This is a genomic window from Streptomyces sp. NPDC000878 (genome assembly GCF_053599695.1).
Genome location: NZ_JBSFMT010000001.1, coordinates 263,409 through 281,091 on the forward strand (window position 1 = coordinate 263,409; position 17,683 = coordinate 281,091).

The window sequence follows — 17,683 nt, forward strand, 5'->3', positions numbered from 1 at the left end:
CCGCTGGCCAAAGCTTAGGTTAGCCTTACCTTCGCTCGCTACTGGCAGTCGAATACCGTCGGATATCGGAGGACAATCCATGCCCGCGCGCCTACGTGCCCTGGTGACCGTGTTGTGCGCGGCCGTCCTGGGGGCCCTCCTCCCGGCCGGTGCCGTGCACGCCGCGAGCCGTACCGTGCAGGGCGGAAGGCTCGACTGGGGCATCAAATCGTCCTTCCAGAGCTATGTCACCGGCCCGATAGCGAAGGGGAGTTTCTCCCTCACGGGCGGCGCGGCCACGGTCGGCGGCAGCCAGTTCCGCTTCCACTCGGCCACGGGTTCGTACGACGGTGACACGGGCGCCTTCCGGGCCGGCTTCTCCGGCGGCGTCCACTTCGTCGGCCACAAGAAGGCCGACGGGACCTATCAGCTCGACCTCACGATCAGCCGCCCCACCGTCCGGATCTCGGGCGGTGCGGGCACCCTCTACGTCGACGTCACCAGCAAGGAGAAGGACACCGGGACGGTCACGACGTCCTCGCAGGTGCCCTTCGCCTCCCTCTCCCTGGGCGGCATCGACATGCGGGGCGGCGGCAACGCGGTCAGCCTCAACGGCCTCCCCGCCACCCTCACGGCCGAGGGCGCCAAGTCCTTCGCCGGGTACTACACGGCGGGCACCGCACTCGACCCGGTGAGCCTCTCGGCGGACGTCCAGGCGGCGGCCACCAAGCAGCCGACGGCGACTCCGACGACGAAGGCACCCTCGGCGTCCCCCTCCAAGTCCACGGCCCCGAAGGCGACTTCGGGCGCGATCAAGGACGGCGCCGTCGACTGGGGCGTGCGCCGCACCTTCCGCGAATACGTCACCGGTGACATCGTCAAGGGCAAGTGGACGCTGTCCGCCGGCGCCCAGGACGGCGGCGCGCTCTTCCGCTTCCCGAGCGGCAAGGGCACGTACAAGGACGGCAGACTGACCGCCTCCTTCACCGGCGCGGTGCGCTTCACCGGCGGGAACGGCCTCGACCTGGCGCTGAGCGGACTGCGGACCACGGTCGCAGCGAACGGCACAGGCACGCTGTACGCCGATGTGGCCAGCCCCGACTTCAAGGGCGCCGACGTCCCGCTGATCACCTTCACCGCCGCCAAGCCGGCCGCGAAGAACGGCCTGGTCGCGCTGACCGAGGCGCCCGCGAAACTCACCGAGCGCGGCGCGAAGGCCTTCGGCGGGATGTACAAGGCGGGCACGGAGATGGACCCCGTCTCGCTCGCCGTCACCCTCACCGACGACGCCCAACTTCCCGCCCTGCCCGACCTGGGCAGCGCGGGCACCGCGACGGAGACGTCCGCGACACCGGAGTCGGCGGCCAAGTCGGCCGACCCGGACACGGAGAACGCCGCGAGCGACACCGACTCCGGCTCCGACGATGGATCACCGCTCCTGCCCGTCGGTCTGGCGGCCGGCTTCCTGCTGCTGGCGGCTGCGGCCTTCGCGGTCGTCGTCCGCAGGCGCAAGGCCCGTACGGCCACCGCCACCGCCGCCGACGCGCCGGACGGGGCCTGAACCCCCTTACACCGTCCGCCGGTTGGCGGACCGTCCACTAGGAGAACGACCACCATGTCCGCCACCTCCAGACGCCCCCTCGCTCTCGCCGCCGCCGTGGCCACGGCCATCGCCCTCGGCGCCACCGCGCTCGCCACGACGGTCGCCTCCACCGCCTCGGCGGCCGAAGTCCCGCTCAGCGGCTACGAGTTGACCTGGGGCATCAAGCAGTCGTACCGCTCCTACGTGACCGGAATGGCGGCCGGCACCTTCACCCCGGCGGACGGCGCCACGCAGGCTGCGAACAACGGCGTGTTCACCTTCACGGAGGGCACGGGGACCTACGACTCCACCGCCCACACCGTGAACCTCGGCTTCAAGGGCAACCTGAAGATCGCCTCGGCGCTGCACGGCTTCGAACTCACCCTGTCCGACGTCAAGTTCGACAGCAAGGCGGCGAAGATCACCGCCGACGTCACGAAGAGCGGCACCACCCAGGACGACGTCCCGCTCGCCGACGTCACGGTCACCCAGGCGATGACCGAGATGGCGACCAAGCTGACGGCGGAGGCGGCGACCGTCTTCGGCAGCTCCAGCTACAGCGGGGCGGCGGGCGACCCGCTGACGGTCGTGAAGACGACGACGGAGTCCCCGAGCCCGTCCGGGTCCACGTCTCCGAGCGCGTCGACCTCGCCGTCGCCGTCCCCGACCCCGTCGGGCTCGACCTCGGCCTCGACCTCGGCGTCCCCGTCACCGTCGCAGAGCACGTCGGAATCCGCCTCGCCTTCGGGATCCCCGTCGGACACCTCCACCGCAGCCCCGGTCAGCGGTGACATCACCGACGGCACGCTCGGCTGGGGCGTCAAGCAGTCCTTCCGTACGTACGTCGTGGACGGTGTGGCCAAGGGCGCGATCACGACTTCGGACGGCGCCACCCAGGCCGCCGACAACGGAGTGTTCACGTTCGTCGACGGCTCGGGCGAGTACGACACCGACGCCGAGACCCTCTCCGCCGCCTTCGCGGGCGCCGTGAACTTCAAGGGCCATGAGGACAACGGCACTTACGGCCTCGACCTCACCCTCAGCGACCTCAAGGCGACGATCGACAACGGCGCCGGCGAACTCACCGCCGACGTGGAGAGCCTCGGCGAGACGTCCGACGATGTGGTCCTGGCCGACCTGACGACGGATGCGACAGACCTCACGGCTGTGAACGATGTCATCACCCTCTCCGACGTGACCGCCAAGCTCACAGCGGCCGGGGCGAAGGCCTTCGGCGACTTCTACGAGACCGGCACCGAACTCGACCCGGTCGACCTGTCCGTCGCGGTCGCCGAGGGCGCCGAACTCCCGGGCGGCGACGGCGGATCGGACTCCACGGGCGGCTCGTCGTCCGGTTCCTCCGGCTCCACGGGCGGTTCCTCCGGTACGACGGGCTCCACCACCGGCGGCACCACGGGCTCGACGACCGGCGGGGTGACCGGCGGACTGGCGTCCACCGGCGCGGGCGTTGCGGTCGGAGCACTGGGCACGGCCGCCGCGGTGACGGTGGCGGCGGGCGCGGGTGTGGTGCTGGCGGTACGGCGTCGTCGTACGGACGTCCAGGACGCGTAGTTGGTGACGGCTGCCACCTGGGTGTTTGAATGCGCGCGTGACTGATTACGACGTACTCCGCGTCTTCTGCTCGCCCAACGGGGGATACGGCAACGAGCTGGGCGTGGTCCGTGAGGGCTCCGTCATGCCGGAGCGGAGCGAGCGGCAGGCGTTCGCGGCGAAACTCGGGTTCAGCGAGACCGTGTTCGTCGACGACCCCGAGCGCGGGCTCATCGACATCTACACGCCGACCCTGCGCCTGCCCTTCGCCGGGCACCCCTGCGTCGGCACGGCCTGGCTGCTCGACGTGCCCGAACTGGTCACGCCGGCCGGGCTGGTGGGGGCCCGGCTGGACGGCGAGTTCAGCTGGATCGAGGCGCGGGCGGAGTGGGTCCCGCCCCGGACGCTGCGGCGGTACGGGACGGCCGCCGAGGTCGACGCGCTGCCGGTGCCGCCGCCGGGGGAGTGGATCTACGCGTGGGCCTGGGAGGACGAGGCGGCGGGCCGCATCCGGGCCCGCGCCTTCCCCGGCCGCGACGACGGCATCGACGAGGACGAGGCGACGGGGGCGGCGGCGTTGTTGCTGACGCACGAGCTGGGCCGGGCGCTCAACATCACCCAGGGCAAGGGCTCACAGATACTCTCGGCGCCCCAGCCGATGGGGTGGGTGGAGATCGGGGGACGGGTGTTCCTGGAGCGCTGAGGTCTCTTGGCGGTGGCCATCTGGACGGCCGCGACGGGGTACGGCACCCTTGCCGGGACCGGGCGGAGGGGGTCGTCGGTGATGTGGGTTGTCCTGGGCTTGGTGGCGTGCGGGGTCCTCTGGGGGCTGGTGAGGTGGTACGGCCTTTACCGGTGTCACCCGGACAAGTTGCGGTACCTCCTCCCGTTCGGTGACGAGGGGCGCGAGGCCAGGGGCACTCTGGACAAGGAGCGCAAGAAGAGCAAGCGCATCAGGGACAAGGCCGACCTGGCGTTCGGGGCGGCCAGAACGGCTGCCGAGGGGCGTGTGAGTCCCTTCGCCCAGCGTCTTCAGGCTCTGCGAGAGGAACAGAACACACTTCACGCGGAGGCTCAGCAGCCGGGTGAGGCGGTGGGCGACCTTCTGGGGCCGACGAGCGGCCCCGAGGAGTGGCTGCAGTTGCACGAGCACGTCCTGGCGTCCCTGAAGAGGGTGCAGTCCGAGACAGGGGAAACCGAGGATGTGTGGGGCGAGTCGCTGTCCCTCGCAGGTCTCGACATCGAGACCAGCACCGACCCGAAGCACCACATCGGTCTCCGGGTGACGCTGCCCGGTGGTCAGAACAGACTGCGAGACTGGTTCTATCCGGATACCGCGGACTGGGAGATCCACCTCAACGCGTTCGTCAGGTTGGTACGGGAGCAGATCGCCCAGGAGTACGAGTTCCGCGCCCAGTTGCAGGCCCGTGAAGCCGAGAACGCCGACGCGATCAGGCAGGCCGAAGCCGACCATCGGAGTGCCAAGGAGAAGTGCGATCGCGAGATCGGCGAGGCGGAGCGAGACAGGTTGAAGGAGCACGCCGACGCCGATGTCGTCCGGGACAAGGCGTACGACGTGTGGATGGACAAGGGGGGCGGCCTTCGGCCGTGGTGGTGATGGTCACGCGGACATCGAGAACTCGTCGCCCAGGGCCCGGAAGACACCCGTGTTGAGTGCGAACGCACGCTTGCACTCGGCGACGATCCGCTGCCTCTCCAGCTCGTCCACCGCAACCCCCGCCCCGTCCAGCAGTTCGCGGTACCCCCGCTTGAACGCCGCCGGGTTGGTGATCTCCTCGAAGACGTAGAAGCGGACGCCGTCACCCTTGCGTGCGAAGCCCCAGGTCTTCTCGGCGCGGTCGCGGATGATCTGGCCGCCGGAGAGGTCTCCGAGGTAGCGCGTGTAGTGGTGGGCGATGTATCCGGCCGGCCACTCCCGGGCGCACTCGGCGACCCGGTCCGCGTACGCCCGTGTCGCGGGCAGCGCGGTGAGGGTCGCGCGCCAGTCGGGGCCGCGCAGATGGGCGAGGTCCTTCTCCAGCGCGGCCAGCCTCATCAGCTCGGGCTGGATGAAGGGGCCCGCCACCGGGTCGGACGCCAGCCGCCCGGCCCCGGTTTCCAGAGCCTCGTAAACGAACCACAACTGCTCGGTGTAGCGCGCGTACGCGTCCACGCCGAGCCTGCCGCCGAGCATGTCGCTCATGAACGTCGAGGTCTCCGCCTCCACGTGCTGCTCGTGCGACGCGGTGCGGATGACTGTCGAAAAGGAGTCCATGAGGCCTATCCTCTGAGGTAAGGCTAACCTAAGTCAATACCTTTGCCGACTGGCTGTCGGTAAAAGCGTACCCAGAAAACCAGCCAGCCCGCCCTCGTGGAGGAGGGCGGGCTGTATGTCCGGTAAGTGAGCGGTAGGCAGGTCAGGGCAGCGTCAGGATCTCCGCGCCCGAGTCCGTCACCACGAGCGTGTGCTCGAACTGGGCCGTGCGCTTGCGGTCCTTCGTGACGACCGTCCACCCGTCGTCCCACATGTCGTAGTCGTGCGTACCCAGCGTCAGCATCGGCTCGATCGTGAAGGTCATACCGGGCTGGATGAGGGTCGTGGCGTGGGGGCTGTCGTAGTGCGGGACGATCAGCCCGGAGTGGAACGACGAGTTGATGCCGTGCCCGGTGAAGTCCCGGACGACGCCGTAGCCGAAACGCTTGGCGTACGACTCGATGACCCGCCCGATGATGTTGATCTGCCGGCCCGGCCTGACCGCCTTGATCGCCCGGTCCAGGGACTCGCGAGTCCGCTCGACGAGCAGTCGGCTCTCCTCGTCGACGTCCCCGACCAGGTACGTCGCGTTGTTGTCGCCGTGCACCCCGCCGATGTACGCCGTCACGTCGAGGTTGACGATGTCGCCGTCCCGCAGCACCGTGGAGTCCGGGATGCCGTGGCAGATGACCTCGTTGACGGACGTGCACAGCGACTTGGGGAAGCCGCGGTAGCCGAGGGTGGACGGATAGGCGCCGTGGTCGCACATGTAGTCGTGCGCCACCCGGTCCAGCTCGTCGGTGGTCACCCCGGGTGCGATGAGCTTCGCGGCCTCCGCCATCGCCCGCGCGGCGATCCGCCCGGCGATCCGCATCGCCTCGATCGTCTCGGGCGTCTGCACCTCCGCCCCGGTGTACGGGGTCGGCGCGGGCTTCCCGACGTACTCGGGACGACGGATGTTTCCGGGTACGGAACGGATGGGGGACAGGTCCCCTGGTACGAGCAGCGACTGGCCAGACATGACAGCGAGTTTAACGAGCCCTGGTGGGGGACGATGAACCTGGCGGGTCTCTGGCGAGACCCTGGCGAAAGGAGCCCGAACCATGGCCCTGTTCAAGAAGCGCACGGTCGGTAAACCGGGTGAGTGGTACTACTGCCTGGAGCACAAGAAGGTCGAGGAGGGGCCGGACTGTCCTGGCAAGGACCGGTTCGGTCCGTACGCCAGCCGCGCGGAGGCCGAACACGCGATGGAGACGGCCCGCGAGCGGAACCTTCAGTGGGAGAACGACCCTAAGTGGCACGATGCGGCGGCGCGTGGCGAGGACGAGGGTGAGGGCTGAGGCGCGGTAGTCGTCTGCGGGTGCGCTGTGGCTTGTCGCGCAGTTCCCCGCGCCCCTAGGGGGTTGCTCCTAGGTGCGTTGCCTCCTCCCGTTGCTTACGCAGCCGTACGGCGTGTTCGTTTGTGCGGGCGTCGTAGTGCATCAGGGCCGGTAGGCACAGGGTCAGTAGGCCCACGCCGGCCGCGCAGGCCAGGCCGCCCGACCAGACCGATGTCCGTACGCCGCGCCAGGCGGCGACGCCGCCCGCTCTGACCTGGCCCAGCTGGGGGCCGACCGAGTAGGAGAGCAGTTCGATCCCGGCGAGGCGTCCGCGCAGCTCGTCCGGGATGGTCTGGTTCCACATCGCGCCGCGGAAGATCCCGCTGACCATGTCGAAGCAGCCGCCCAGGAGGAGGAACAGCAGCACCAGCCATACATTGCCGACGGCGCCGGACGCGGCTATCGCCAGGCCCCATCCCGCCGCCCCGAGCACCACCATCCGCCCGTGCCGGTGCACCCGCGAGGTCCAGCCGCTGGTGAGGCTCACGAGCAGGGAACCGGCCGGGATCGCCGCGTACATCAGGCCGAGCGACCACTCGGCGTCCAGTTCGTCGGCCAGGAAGGGGAGGACGGCGAGCGGCATCGCCAGGAACATCGCGGCCAGGTCGACGGCGTACGTGCCCAGGAGTTCCTTGCGGTTCCACGCGTAGCGGGCGCCCTCCGCGATCGACCGGAGGGAGGGTTTCGCGGCCTCGTGGGAGGCGGGGGACGCGGCCAGCCCCACGACGAACAGCAGGGACACGGCGAAGGTCACGACATCGACGGCGTACGCCCAGCCGAGCCCCGCGTATGCCACGACCACGCCCGCGAGCGCCGGGCCCGCGACCCCGCCGACCGTCCAGCGGAAGGAGTTGAGCGCCGCCGCGGCCGGCAGATCCTCATGCGCGACGATCCTCGGCATGAGTGAGTCCAGCGCCGGCCGCTGCACCGAACCCAGGGCCGAGGTGAGCGCGGCGACGACGTACAGCGGCCAGATGAGGGGATCGGGGAGCAGTGCGTTGACGAGCAGTACGGCGCACAGCAGCCCCTGACCCGCCTCCGTCCACAGGATCAGCTTCCGCTTGTCCGCCGCGTCGGCCAGCGCCCCGCCGTACAGCCCGAACACGATCAACGGGACCAGTTCCACGGCCCCGATCGCCCCGACCGCGGCGGCCGACCCGGTCAGCTCCTTCATCTGCACCGGCAGCGCGACGAAGGTCAGAAAACTCCCGAAGTTGGTGATCAGCCCCGACAGCCAGAGCTTCCGGAAGTCGGGGGAGGCCCGCCAGGGGGAGAGGTCGGGGAGGAGGGCACGGAGGGCTGAGGTCACGTGGGGTCATGCTGTGGGGTGGGGGAGGTGGGGGCAACAGGTTTTCGTGGGTGGTTGTGGGTGTTCTTACCAGCGGGACGGTGGCGGTGCCGTCAGGACGTCCGCCAGCCTCGACAGGCGGTCACGGAACCGGCGCCGCCCCCGGACCACCGGCACCGAGTTCTCCCCGGCCGCCGCGCTGACCAGGTGTTGCACGGTGTCCAGGTCCAGCTCCAACCCCACCGGCACCGCCAGCGATTCGTCCGCCATCGACACCAACTCGCCCTCACCCGACCCCAGTACCAGCACCCTCACCCCACCCCGCCGAGCATCGTGAACCCGCTCCAGCAGCGCGCCGCCCACCTCCTCGGGCGACACCACCAGCAAGGTCTCACCCCGGCGTGCCGCCTCGATCCGCCCCAGCCCGACCGACAGCTGCGCGGGACCGGACGTCCGTGCGTCATGCCGTACGAGAGTCGGGGCCAGCTCGGGCGTACCCGACCACGCGGCCTCGTCCACGAGATGTGCCGCCAGGTGCCACGGCTCGTACGCCGGCGTACCCACCAGCAGCAGTCCGCCCCCGTACGACACCACGGACCCCCGTAACGCCCCCGCGAACCTCCGCGTGGCTCCCAACCACTCGGTTCCCGCGAGCACTTCGCGCAACAGCGCGACCCGTACGGCGTCCATGACCGCGCATCCTGCCGCAACGGACAACTCGGGGCGCTCAATTCACAGTCTTTTCGCCCAACCTGGGTAAGAACACGAATCACTGCCCTCACCACGCACTCATCTACCACGTAGGCACCTGCTTACCGACTCACCGCCCCACCGAGGAGCCGCACATGACCGTCGAGACGAGCATCCCCTTCTGGTCCGGCCAGGAGGGCTACGCCAGTTACCGCATCCCGGCCGTCGTGGTCACCCACTCCGGCACCGTGCTCGCCTTCTGCGAGGGCCGGGTCGACTCCGCGTCGGACCACGGTCACATCGACATCGTGCTGAAGCGGTCCACGGACGGCGGCCGGACCTGGGGCCCGCTCACGGTCGCCGCCAACAACGGCGTCCAGCTCGCCGGCAACCCCGCCCCCGTCGTCCTCGACACCGGCCGCATCCTTCTTGTGTACGTCCGGGCCTCGGGCGCGGTGACCGAGAAGGACATCCTGCTCGGCAACGTCTCGGCCGCCGACGGCCGCCGCATCTGGGTCCGCCACAGCGACGACGACGGCGTCAGCTGGTCCTCCTCCGTGGAGATCACCGACCAGGTCAAGCACGCGGACTGGCGCTGGTACGCCACCACCCCCGGCCACGCCGTCCAGCTGAGCACCGGCCGGGTCGTCGTCGCCGCCAACCACACGATCCCGCCCACCGGCGAGGACCTGGGCAACGAGGCCAAGTACAACAGCGGCCACTGTCTGCTCAGCGACGACCGCGGCGTGAGCTGGTACATCGGGTACATCGACGAGAACACCAACGGCTACATCAACGTCAACGAGACCACCGCCGCCGAACTCCCGGACGGCCGCGTCTACTTCAACACCCGCAACGACTCCCCGTCCCCCGGCAACCGCGCCGACGCGCACTCCACGGACGGCGGCCGGACCCTCGTCAAGCCCTTCCGCCCGCAGGCCGGTCTGTCCGCCCCCGTCTGCCAGGGCAGCGTGCTCCAGTTCCGCGACCCCGACCTGCTCCTGTTCTCCGGGCCGGCCGATCCCGCCGCCCGCGCCCTGATGACCATCCGCGTCTCCACCGACGGCGGCACCACCTGGCGCCCGGTGCACACGGTGAACGGCCTGCCCGCCGCCTACTCCGACCTCGTCCGGATCGACGACGACACCGTCGGCCTCCTGTTCGAGACCGGCGACTGGGGCCCGTACGAGAGGATCCCCTTCCGGCGGGTGCCCGTGACGGACCTCACCTGACACCGTGGCCGCCCAGGCACGGACGTAAAGTCGGCCCATGACCTCTACCGACAGTGCACAGACCCCTGCCGAGACGCCCGCGAAGGCCCCGGCCAAGGACCCCTGGGACCTGCCCGACGTCTCCGGGCTCGTCGTCGGCGTGCTCGGCGGGACCGGGCCGCAGGGCAAGGGCCTCGCCTACCGGCTCGCCAGGGCCGGCCAGAAGGTGATCATCGGGTCGCGCGCCGCCGACCGTGCCCAGGCCGCCGCCGACGAACTCGGCCATGGGGTCGAGGGCGCCGACAACGCCGAGACCGCGCGCCGCAGCGACATCGTGATCGTCGCCGTGCCCTGGGACGGACACGGCAAGACCCTCGAGTCCCTGCGCGAGGAACTGGCCGGCAAGCTCGTCGTGGACTGTGTGAACCCGCTCGGCTTCGACAAGAAGGGCGCGTACGCGCTGAAGCCGGAGGAGGGCAGCGCCGCCGAACAGGCCGCCGCCCTGCTGCCGGACTCCCGGGTCACGGCCGCCTTCCACCACCTGTCGGCGGTACTGCTCCAGGACCCGGAGATCGAGGAGATCGACACCGACGTGATGGTCCTCGGCGAGGAGCGGGCGGACGTGGAGATCGTGCAGGCACTGGCCGGCCGTATCCCCGGCATGCGCGGCGTCTTCTCCGGCCGGCTGCGCAACGCCCACCAGGTCGAGTCGCTGGTCGCCAACCTGATCTCGGTGAACCGCCGCTACAAGGCACACGCGGGTCTGCGCCTCACCGACGTGTAGATCCCCGGGGCGGACGGGGGACGCGGATGGGGGACACTGGACGGGTTTCCGGCAGTGTCCCCCCGACCGGCGTCCGACCGGTTCCATGACAGGAGCCCACCCCATGCCCCGCCTCGCCCTCTACGCCCTGGCCGTCTGCGTGCTCGCCGTGGCCGCCGCCGTCGTGTCCTTCGTCCAGGGCAACCTGCTGGGGATCGTGTGGGTGCTGCTGGCCGGGCTGTCGTCCAACATGTGCTGGTACTACTTCCGACGAAACAGGCAGGACCGGACCGACCGGACCGGGAAGTCCGTCACTGGTTGATCGAGCAGAACTGGTTCGTGTCCTCCCAGAAGCGGTACAGGTTCTCGCCGCAGTAGCGGTTCAGGTCGTCGACGCTCAGAGCGTCCAGGACCGAGTAGATCGCCTGGAAGAACTCCCGGTTCACCGCCGGCACCATCAGCAGCGCGAACACGAACAGCAGCCCGAACGGCGCGAACGGCTCCACCTGGCGCTTGACCTTGTACGACAGCCAGGGCTCGATGACCCCGTAGCCGTCCAGGCCCGGCACCGGCAGGAAGTTCAGGATCGCCGCCGTGACCTGGAGCAGGGCCAGGAAGGCGAGCGCGAACCGGAAGTCGCGCGGCACGCCGTCCAGGGCGTCGAGCCAGAAGGGCGCGGTGCATACGGCGGCGAACAGGACGTTCGTCAGCGGCCCGGCCGCCGAGACCAGACTGTGCTTCCAGCGGCCCTGGATCCGCCCCCGCTCGATGAAGACGGCACCGCCGGGCAGCCCGATCCCGCCCATGATCACGAAGATCACCGGCAGCACGATGCTGAGCAGGGCGTGCGTGTACTTGAGCGGATTGAGGGTGAGGTAGCCCTTCTCGCCGACCGAGATGTCACCGCTGTGCAGGGCGGTGCGCGCGTGCGCGTACTCGTGCAGACAGAGCGAGACGATCCACGCGGCCGTCACGAACAGGAACACGGCGACACCGGGCTGCTCGGCGAACCCGGTCCAGGCCGCCCAGCCGGCGACCGCCGTGACGGCCAGAATCCCGACGAAGACCGGGCTGATCCGCCGGTCGCTGCTGCGGGTGGTGGCGGTGGTCATGGGGCGGGGCTCCTGGGGGACGTGGTGGAAGGCGCCGTGGCTGCGCCGCAAACGGGTTGTGCGGCCGGGTCGACGGTACCGGTGGTCTCGGAGGAACGTCCCACCTGGGGCCGGAGGTTCCTGCGAGAGCCGGAGGTTCCTGGAGGTTCCCGGAGATCCTGGACTTCTCCCCGTTCATGCCCTTGTAAACCCGGGCGCGCTCCGCGACCGTCCCCGGAGACAATGGACCCGTGCGCTACCGCATCCTCGGCACCACCCAGGCACTCCGCCCCGACGGCACCTCCGTCCCGGTCGGCGGGGCACGGCTGCGCGCCCTGCTGACCGTGTTCGCCCTGCGGCCCGGCCGGACCGTGCCCGCGGGTGTCCTGGTGCAGGAGGTGTGGAACGGGGACGCGCCCGCCGACGCGCCGGGTGCGCTCCAGGCACTGGTCGGCCGGCTGCGCCGCGCGCTCGGCCCGGACGCGATCGCCTCCGCCGAGGGCGGCTACCGGCTGTGCGCCGCGCCGGACGACGTCGACCTGCACCGGTTCGGACGGCTGGCGGACGAGGGCAAGCGCGCGCTGGCCGACGGCGACCCCGCCAAGGCCGCCGTCGTCCTCGACGACGCCCTCGCCCTGTGGCACGGCCCGGCCCTCGCCGACCTCCCCGACCGCACCGCCGAGGCGGCCCGCTGGGAGACCCGCCGCCTGGACACGCGCCGCGCCCGCCTCACCGCCGCCCTGGCCCTGGGCGCCGCGGAACACTCCCTCCCCGAACTGACCGCCCTGTGCGACAGCCACCCCCTCGACGAGCCCCTCCAGTCCCTCCGCCTGCGCGCCCTCCGAGACGCAGGCCGCCCGGCCCAGGCCCTGGCCGCCTACGAGGACGTACGCACCCTGCTGGCAGACCGCCTGGGCGCGGACCCGGGCCCCGAACTGCGGTCGCTGCACGCGGAGTTGCTGAGACCGGACGACATATCGGGTGGGGCGGGTGACGCGGCTGGCCTTGGCGTGCGTGGTCCGGCCGGCCCCGGCACGCATCGCTCGGCCGGCCCCGGCCCTGACGGCACAGGCGCGGCCTCCACCTCATACGACGCCTCCGGCTCGGGTGCGGGCTCCCCGCCGGGCGGCTCCGGCGGGGGCACCGTGTACATCGGTGACGACGGGGTCTCCGCCCCGTTCGGCCCGGGCACGACCCCTGCGCCGGGTGGGTCGGAGGCGCACGCTTTCTCCGCCGGACCGGGGGCTCCGGCCCGCCAGGGAGAAGACACCGTGCCGGGCGGCCCGCGTCACCCGGACCACACTGCCGCCGGGGCCGTCGGGCCGGTGGTGGCCTCCGGCCCGGCGGACCGTGCCGAGGCTCGGTCCCCGTCGGCCCCGCAGCCCTGGCCTGCCGTCCCTCAACCCCTGCCCCCGGGCAACCTCCGTGCCCGCCTCACCTCCTTCGTCGGTCGGGAGGTGGACATCGAGGCCATTCGGGGGGATCTCGCCGTCGCCCGGCTCGTGACGCTGCTCGGGCCCGGTGGGGCCGGGAAGACGCGGCTGTCGCAGGAGGCCGCCGAGGCTGTGCGGGACGCGGCGCGGGACGGTGGGCGGGACCGGGCCGCGGACGGGGTGTGGCTGGCCGAACTCGCGCCCGTCGTCGATCCGGACGCCGTACCGGAGGCCGTGCTCACCGCCGTCGGGGCACGCGAGACCGTACTGCGCGGGGCCGGCGCCGAGGAGTTGCGCGTCGCCTCCGCCGACCGCCACGACGACCCCCTCGTACGTCTCGTCGAGCACTGCGCGAACCGGCGGATGCTGATCCTCCTCGACAACTGCGAGCACGTCGTCGACGCCGCCGCGCGGCTCGTCGCGGAGCTGCTGGTGCGCTGTCCCGGCGTCACCGTGCTCGCCACCAGCCGTGAACCCCTGGGCGTACCGGGGGAGTTGGTGCGTCCCGTCGAACCGCTGCCCGAGCCTGTCGCGCTCCGGCTGCTCGCCGACCGAGGGGCCGCCGCCCGGCCCGGATTCCGTGTCGAGGACGATCCGGAGGCCGCCGCCGAGATCTGCCGGCGGCTCGACGGGCTGCCGCTCGCCATCGAACTGGCCGCCGCCCGGCTGCGGATGCTGTCGCTGCGGCAGATCGCCGACCGGCTCGACGACCGCTTCCGCCTGCTGATCTCCGGCAGCCGTACCGTCCTGCCCCGCCAGCAGACCCTGCGGGCCGTCGTCGACTGGTCCTGGGACCTGCTCGACACGGACGAACGGGACGTCCTGCGGCGGCTGTCCGTCTTCGCGGGCGGCTGCGACCTCGCCGCCGCCGAGGCCGTGTGCGGTCCCGTCGCCCTCGAAGCGCTCGGCTCGCTCGTCGACAAGTCCCTTGTCGTGGCCGCCCCTTCGGGCGCGAGCGGCGCGATGCGCTACCGGCTCCTGGAGACCGTCGCCGAGTACGCGGGTACGCGCCTCGACGAGTCCGGCGACCGCCCCGAGGCCGAGCGCGCGCACCTCACGTACTACCGCGAACTCGCCCGCGCCACCGACACGTTGCTGCGCGGCTCCGGCCAGCGCGCCGCCCTCGACGTGTTCCAGGAGGAGAGCGAGAACATCCGCGCCGCCCTCCGGCACGCCGTGGTCACCCGCGACGAGCAGGAGGCGCTCTGCCTCGTCCTGTCGGTCGCCTGGTACTGGCAGATGCGCGATCTGCGGCTCGCCGCCCGCAACTGGTCCCGCGAGGTCATGAACCTCGGCCCCGACCCCTTCGCCCTCCCGGTCCGCCCGGCACCGCCCCTCTGGGAGCGCTGCACGGACACCCCGCCGCCCTGGCGCGACGACGTCCTCGAAGAGGCCCGGCGCGGCGTCCACCTCATCCATCTCGCCTGCATGGACATAGAGTTGGAGTCCTGGCAGACACCCGAGGCCAAACAGAAACTGGACGCCATCACCCGCGTCTACGAACCCGGCGCCCCCCAGACCTGCCGCTACCCCGGCCTCCTCTGGTTCTACGCCGTCATGCTCACCCGCGACATGGACCGGCTCCGGGTCATCGTCGACGAGTCAGTGCGCACCTGCCGAGACGCGGCCCCCGGCTTCGAGTGGGAACTCGCCGCCTGTCTCCAGATGCGCGCCAACGTCCTCGCCAACCGCAGCGACTGGGCCGGCGACGCCACCCGCGACGCCGACGAGGCCCTGGAGATCTTCCGCCGCCTCGGCGACGACTGGGGCGCCGCCGAAGCACTCTCCGCGCGCGGCGAGGCCCACGAGAAGAAGGCCGCGTACGACAGTGCCGCCACCGACTTCGGCGACGCGATGGAACTGGCCGAACAACTCGGCGCCCGCGCCCAGAAGACCGTACTCGCCGCCCGTCTCGGCAACGTGTTCCTGGAGGCGGGCCGCACCGACGAGGGCGAACGGCTGCTGCGCCAGGTGATCGAGGAGGCGGAGGGGATGGTCAACGAGGCCCTGCCCGCCGCCCGGCTCTTCCTCACGGCCCTGCTCGGCATCACCGACCGGGTCCCCGAGGCACGCGAGCAGATCCGGCTGCTGCGCCAGGAGTTCAGAGCCGCCTCGTTCGTCATCTTCGACGCGTTCATCCTCGGCTCGGAGGCCTGGTTGGACGCTGTGGAGGGGCGGTACGAGGAGTCCCTCGCCAAGACGAGGGAGGCGCTGGCCCGGGCCGACGACTCGCTGTCCCGCAACATCGCCCCCCATCTGCACACCTCCTTCCTGACCACCGGCGCCGTGGCCCTCGCCGGCCTCGACGGAGGCAGCCACGCCCACGACGCCGCCCGCTGCCTGGGCGCCGCCGACGCGCTGCTGCCGCCCGGCCACATCCCCGGGCACATGGAGCGCGAGGTCCGCGCCCGCGCCGTCCGCGCGGTCCGTGACCTGCTCACCGACGAGGAGTACGAGGCCGCGTACGAGGAGGGCGGCCGACTCTCCGCGGAGGAGGCGACCGCCCTCGTCTGAAACCGGTTCTCCCGGCCCTTCGTATCTCTCAGCTCTTCGTACGGAACTTGTGGATCGCGACCGGCGCCATGACGGCCGTGATCGCCACCGACCAGCCGATGGTCACCCACAGGTCGTGCGCCACCGGGCCGCCCACCATCAGTCCGCGCGCCGCGTCCGCGAGCGTGGACAGCGGGTTGTAGTCGGTGAACGCCTGGAGCCAGCCCGGCATCGACTGTGTCGGGGCGAAGATCGACGAGCCGAACTGCAGCGGGAACAGCACCAGGAAGCCCATCGCCTGCACGGACTGCGCGTTCTTCAGGACCACGCCCAGGGTGAGGAACACCCACATGATCGACGAGGCGAACAGCGTGGACAGACCCACGGCCGCGAACAGTCCGGGCCAGTGGTTGATGTCGAAGCCGACCAGGACGGCCACGATCATCAGCACGGTGGTCGCGAACAGCATCCGGATCAGTTCGACCGAGATCTTCGCGAACAGCACCGAGCCGCGCCCGATCGGCAGGGACCGGAAGCGGTCCATGACACCGGAGTTGAAGTCCTGACTGAACCCGGTGCCGACGCCCTGGGACAGCGTCATGCTCATCATCGCGATCATGCCGGGGATCACGTACTGCACATACCCGTCCTGCCCGCCGCCCGTGGCCTGTCCGATCGAGCCGCCGAAGACGAACACGAACAGCAGGGTGAAGACGATCGGCATCAGCAGCGCGTCGAACATGGACTCCGGGTCCTGCCGGATCCACAGCAGGTTGCGGCGGACGAGGGCGCCGGTGTGCCGCATGTGGGCGCGCAGCGGAATCCGCCCGTCGGCCTTGCTGCGGGCATCCATGTCGATGTCGATCTCGTTGACGGTCGCGGTCGCGGCGCTCATACGGCGACCTCCTCTCGGGTGTCGGCGGGCGTGGCGTCGTCGTCCTGCGGGGCACTGGCACGGTGGCCGGTGAGGGACAGGAACACCTCGTCCAGGCTGGGCAGTTCGGTGCTGATCGAGGAGATGGTGATTCCGCGCGCGATGACCGCGCCGGTCACGGCGGTGAGCTGCTCGTCGCTCAGGATCGGCACCAGGACGCTGCCGCTCGCGTTGTCCACGGCGGTGGTGGCGAGGCCGGTGATGCCGAGGTCGTCGAGGTCGCGGGCGAGTGGGCGCAGTTGCAGCGGATCGGCCGGGCGGATCCGCAGGGTACGGCCGCCGACCCTCGCCTTCAGCTCGTCGATGGCACCGCCGGCGACGACCTTCCCCCGGTCGATGACGGCCAGCTCGGAGGCGAGCTGTTCGGCCTCCTCCATGTACTGGGTGGTGAGCAGCACGGTCACCCCGTCGCCGACCATGCGCTTGACCTCGGCCCAGACCTCGTTGCGGGTCCGGGGGTCGAGCCCGGTGGTGGGTTCGTCGAGGAAGAGGACGACAGGCCGCCCGATCATGGAGGCGGCGAGATCCAGCCGCCGCCGCATACCGCCGGAGTACGTGCTCGCGGGCCGCTTGGCGGCGTCGGTGAGCGAGAACCGCTCCAGCAGCTCGTCGGCCCGGGCGCGGGCGTCCTTGCGGGGCAGGTCGAGGAGCCGCCCGATCATGTAGAGGTTCTCCCAGCCCGGGAGCTTCTCGTCCACGGAGGCGTACTGCCCGGTGAGCCCTATCACGCGCCGCAGCTGCCGGGGCTGGCGCAGGACGTCGTACCCGGCGACGGTCGCGTGGCCCGAGTCGGGCCGCAGCAGGGTGGACAGGATGCGTACGAGGGTGGTCTTGCCGGCGCCATTGGGCCCGAGCACCCCGAGCACGGTGCCTTCCCGGACGTCCAGGTCGACGCCGTCCAGCGCCTTGGTCTCGCCGTAGTGCTTGACCAGCCCCCGCACGGAAACGGCATGTTCGGCCCCGTCGGCGGGGTGATTGTCGATTCGCGTCATGGCCTCAACCTGACACCCCCCACCGACAGACCTCCTACAGACC

General features: G+C 71.0%; 16 protein-coding genes. 9 read left to right on the forward strand and 7 right to left on the reverse strand.

What is annotated here, in order from left to right; translation table 11 throughout:
- Positions 1-79: 79 nt before the first annotated feature.
- From ACWDR4_RS01060 to ACWDR4_RS01075, 4 genes are read left to right on the forward strand one after another with little or no spacing between them, the layout of a single operon-like run.
- The gene (locus ACWDR4_RS01060; protein ID WP_450402224.1) at positions 80-1,540 is read left to right on the forward strand and encodes an HtaA domain-containing protein; all 1,461 of its coding nucleotides are present in this window, start codon (positions 80-82) and stop codon (positions 1,538-1,540) included.
- 54 nt (positions 1,541-1,594) lie between these two features.
- Complete coding sequence (locus ACWDR4_RS01065; protein ID WP_450402227.1) at positions 1,595-3,133, forward strand: HtaA domain-containing protein; 1,539 nt, start codon at positions 1,595-1,597, stop codon at positions 3,131-3,133.
- 37 nt (positions 3,134-3,170) lie between these two features.
- On the forward strand, positions 3,171-3,815 hold the full coding sequence (locus ACWDR4_RS01070; protein ID WP_450402230.1) for a PhzF family phenazine biosynthesis protein: 645 nt from the start codon (positions 3,171-3,173) through the stop codon (positions 3,813-3,815).
- A 6-nt stretch (positions 3,816-3,821) separates the two neighbouring features.
- Positions 3,822-4,730 carry a hypothetical protein gene (locus ACWDR4_RS01075; RefSeq protein ID WP_450402232.1) on the forward strand — a complete coding sequence of 303 codons (909 nt, stop codon included), beginning with the start codon at positions 3,822-3,824 and terminating at the stop codon, positions 4,728-4,730.
- A gap of 3 nt (positions 4,731-4,733) precedes the next feature.
- Here ACWDR4_RS01075 and ACWDR4_RS01080 read toward each other — a convergent pair whose 3' ends face one another.
- Positions 4,734-5,387 (reverse strand): biliverdin-producing heme oxygenase, encoded by a 654-nt coding sequence (locus tag ACWDR4_RS01080; RefSeq protein ID WP_450402233.1) that lies wholly within the window; start codon positions 5,385-5,387, stop codon positions 4,734-4,736.
- Between the two features lie 142 nt (positions 5,388-5,529).
- Positions 5,530-6,387: a type I methionyl aminopeptidase gene (gene map, locus ACWDR4_RS01085; protein ID WP_369030813.1), complete on the reverse strand. Its 858-nt coding sequence runs from the start codon at positions 6,385-6,387 to the stop codon at positions 5,530-5,532.
- 82 nt (positions 6,388-6,469) lie between these two features.
- On the opposite strand from map, the gene ACWDR4_RS01090 reads away from it, so the two are divergent.
- The gene (locus tag ACWDR4_RS01090) at positions 6,470-6,706 is read left to right on the forward strand and encodes a hypothetical protein (protein WP_450402235.1); all 237 of its coding nucleotides are present in this window, start codon (positions 6,470-6,472) and stop codon (positions 6,704-6,706) included.
- Positions 6,707-6,761: 55 nt separating this feature from the next.
- Here ACWDR4_RS01090 and ACWDR4_RS01095 read toward each other — a convergent pair whose 3' ends face one another.
- Both ACWDR4_RS01095 and ACWDR4_RS01100 read right to left on the reverse strand, forming a co-directional pair.
- The gene (locus ACWDR4_RS01095; RefSeq protein ID WP_450402237.1) at positions 6,762-8,054 is read right to left on the reverse strand and encodes an MFS transporter; all 1,293 of its coding nucleotides are present in this window, start codon (positions 8,052-8,054) and stop codon (positions 6,762-6,764) included.
- Positions 8,055-8,120: 66 nt separating this feature from the next.
- Positions 8,121-8,723, reverse strand: coding sequence for a hypothetical protein (locus ACWDR4_RS01100; RefSeq protein WP_450402239.1), 603 nt, complete (start codon positions 8,721-8,723; stop codon positions 8,121-8,123).
- A gap of 155 nt (positions 8,724-8,878) precedes the next feature.
- On the opposite strand from ACWDR4_RS01100, the gene ACWDR4_RS01105 reads away from it, so the two are divergent.
- The 3 genes from ACWDR4_RS01105 (at position 8,879) to ACWDR4_RS01115 (ending at position 11,019) form a co-directional block, all read left to right on the forward strand.
- Positions 8,879-9,955, forward strand: coding sequence for a sialidase family protein (locus tag ACWDR4_RS01105; RefSeq protein ID WP_450402242.1), 1,077 nt, complete (start codon positions 8,879-8,881; stop codon positions 9,953-9,955).
- 37 nt (positions 9,956-9,992) lie between these two features.
- Positions 9,993-10,718, forward strand: a complete 726-nt coding sequence (npdG, locus tag ACWDR4_RS01110; RefSeq protein WP_450402243.1) for an NADPH-dependent F420 reductase — start codon at positions 9,993-9,995, stop codon at positions 10,716-10,718.
- Between the two features lie 103 nt (positions 10,719-10,821).
- Positions 10,822-11,019: a hypothetical protein gene (locus tag ACWDR4_RS01115; protein WP_450402247.1), complete on the forward strand. Its 198-nt coding sequence runs from the start codon at positions 10,822-10,824 to the stop codon at positions 11,017-11,019.
- On the opposite strand, the gene ACWDR4_RS01120 is transcribed toward ACWDR4_RS01115, so the two are convergent.
- Positions 11,009-11,809: a site-2 protease family protein gene (locus ACWDR4_RS01120; RefSeq protein ID WP_450402249.1), complete on the reverse strand. Its 801-nt coding sequence runs from the start codon at positions 11,807-11,809 to the stop codon at positions 11,009-11,011. The genes ACWDR4_RS01115 and ACWDR4_RS01120 overlap by 11 nt on opposite strands.
- A gap of 230 nt (positions 11,810-12,039) precedes the next feature.
- Here ACWDR4_RS01120 and ACWDR4_RS01125 point away from each other — a divergent pair, with 230 nt between their 5' ends.
- Entirely contained in the window at positions 12,040-15,735 is a 3,696-nt protein-coding gene (locus ACWDR4_RS01125) for a BTAD domain-containing putative transcriptional regulator (RefSeq protein ID WP_450402252.1), read from the forward strand.
- 28 nt (positions 15,736-15,763) lie between these two features.
- Here ACWDR4_RS01125 and ACWDR4_RS01130 read toward each other — a convergent pair whose 3' ends face one another.
- Both ACWDR4_RS01130 and ACWDR4_RS01135 read right to left on the reverse strand, forming a co-directional pair.
- Positions 15,764-16,609 (reverse strand): ABC transporter permease, encoded by an 846-nt coding sequence (locus tag ACWDR4_RS01130; RefSeq protein WP_450402254.1) that lies wholly within the window; start codon positions 16,607-16,609, stop codon positions 15,764-15,766.
- Entirely contained in the window at positions 16,606-17,640 is a 1,035-nt protein-coding gene (locus ACWDR4_RS01135; protein ID WP_450402257.1) for an ATP-binding cassette domain-containing protein, read from the reverse strand. Before ACWDR4_RS01135 ends, ACWDR4_RS01130 begins: the two co-directional genes overlap by 4 nt.
- Between the last annotated feature and the right edge of the window lie 43 nt (positions 17,641-17,683).

Excerpts from the sequence above, each read along its gene's own strand:
- ACWDR4_RS01130 (WP_450402254.1), bottom strand. The coding sequence starts at position 16,609 with ATGAGCGCCGCGACCGCGACCGTCAACGAGATCGACATCGACATGGAT.
- ACWDR4_RS01120 (WP_450402249.1), bottom strand. The coding sequence starts at position 11,809 with ATGACCACCGCCACCACCCGCAGCAGCGACCGGCGGATCAGCCCGGTC.
- ACWDR4_RS01090 (WP_450402235.1), top strand. The coding sequence starts at position 6,470 with ATGGCCCTGTTCAAGAAGCGCACGGTCGGTAAACCGGGTGAGTGGTAC.
- map (WP_369030813.1), bottom strand. The coding sequence starts at position 6,387 with ATGTCTGGCCAGTCGCTGCTCGTACCAGGGGACCTGTCCCCCATCCGT.
- ACWDR4_RS01060 (WP_450402224.1), top strand. The coding sequence starts at position 80 with ATGCCCGCGCGCCTACGTGCCCTGGTGACCGTGTTGTGCGCGGCCGTC.
- ACWDR4_RS01100 (WP_450402239.1), bottom strand. The coding sequence starts at position 8,723 with ATGGACGCCGTACGGGTCGCGCTGTTGCGCGAAGTGCTCGCGGGAACC.
- npdG (WP_450402243.1), top strand. The coding sequence starts at position 9,993 with ATGACCTCTACCGACAGTGCACAGACCCCTGCCGAGACGCCCGCGAAG.
- ACWDR4_RS01080 (WP_450402233.1), bottom strand. The coding sequence starts at position 5,387 with ATGGACTCCTTTTCGACAGTCATCCGCACCGCGTCGCACGAGCAGCAC.
- ACWDR4_RS01105 (WP_450402242.1), top strand. The coding sequence starts at position 8,879 with ATGACCGTCGAGACGAGCATCCCCTTCTGGTCCGGCCAGGAGGGCTAC.
- ACWDR4_RS01065 (WP_450402227.1), top strand. The coding sequence starts at position 1,595 with ATGTCCGCCACCTCCAGACGCCCCCTCGCTCTCGCCGCCGCCGTGGCC.
- ACWDR4_RS01115 (WP_450402247.1), top strand. The coding sequence starts at position 10,822 with ATGCCCCGCCTCGCCCTCTACGCCCTGGCCGTCTGCGTGCTCGCCGTG.
- ACWDR4_RS01135 (WP_450402257.1), bottom strand. The coding sequence starts at position 17,640 with ATGACGCGAATCGACAATCACCCCGCCGACGGGGCCGAACATGCCGTT.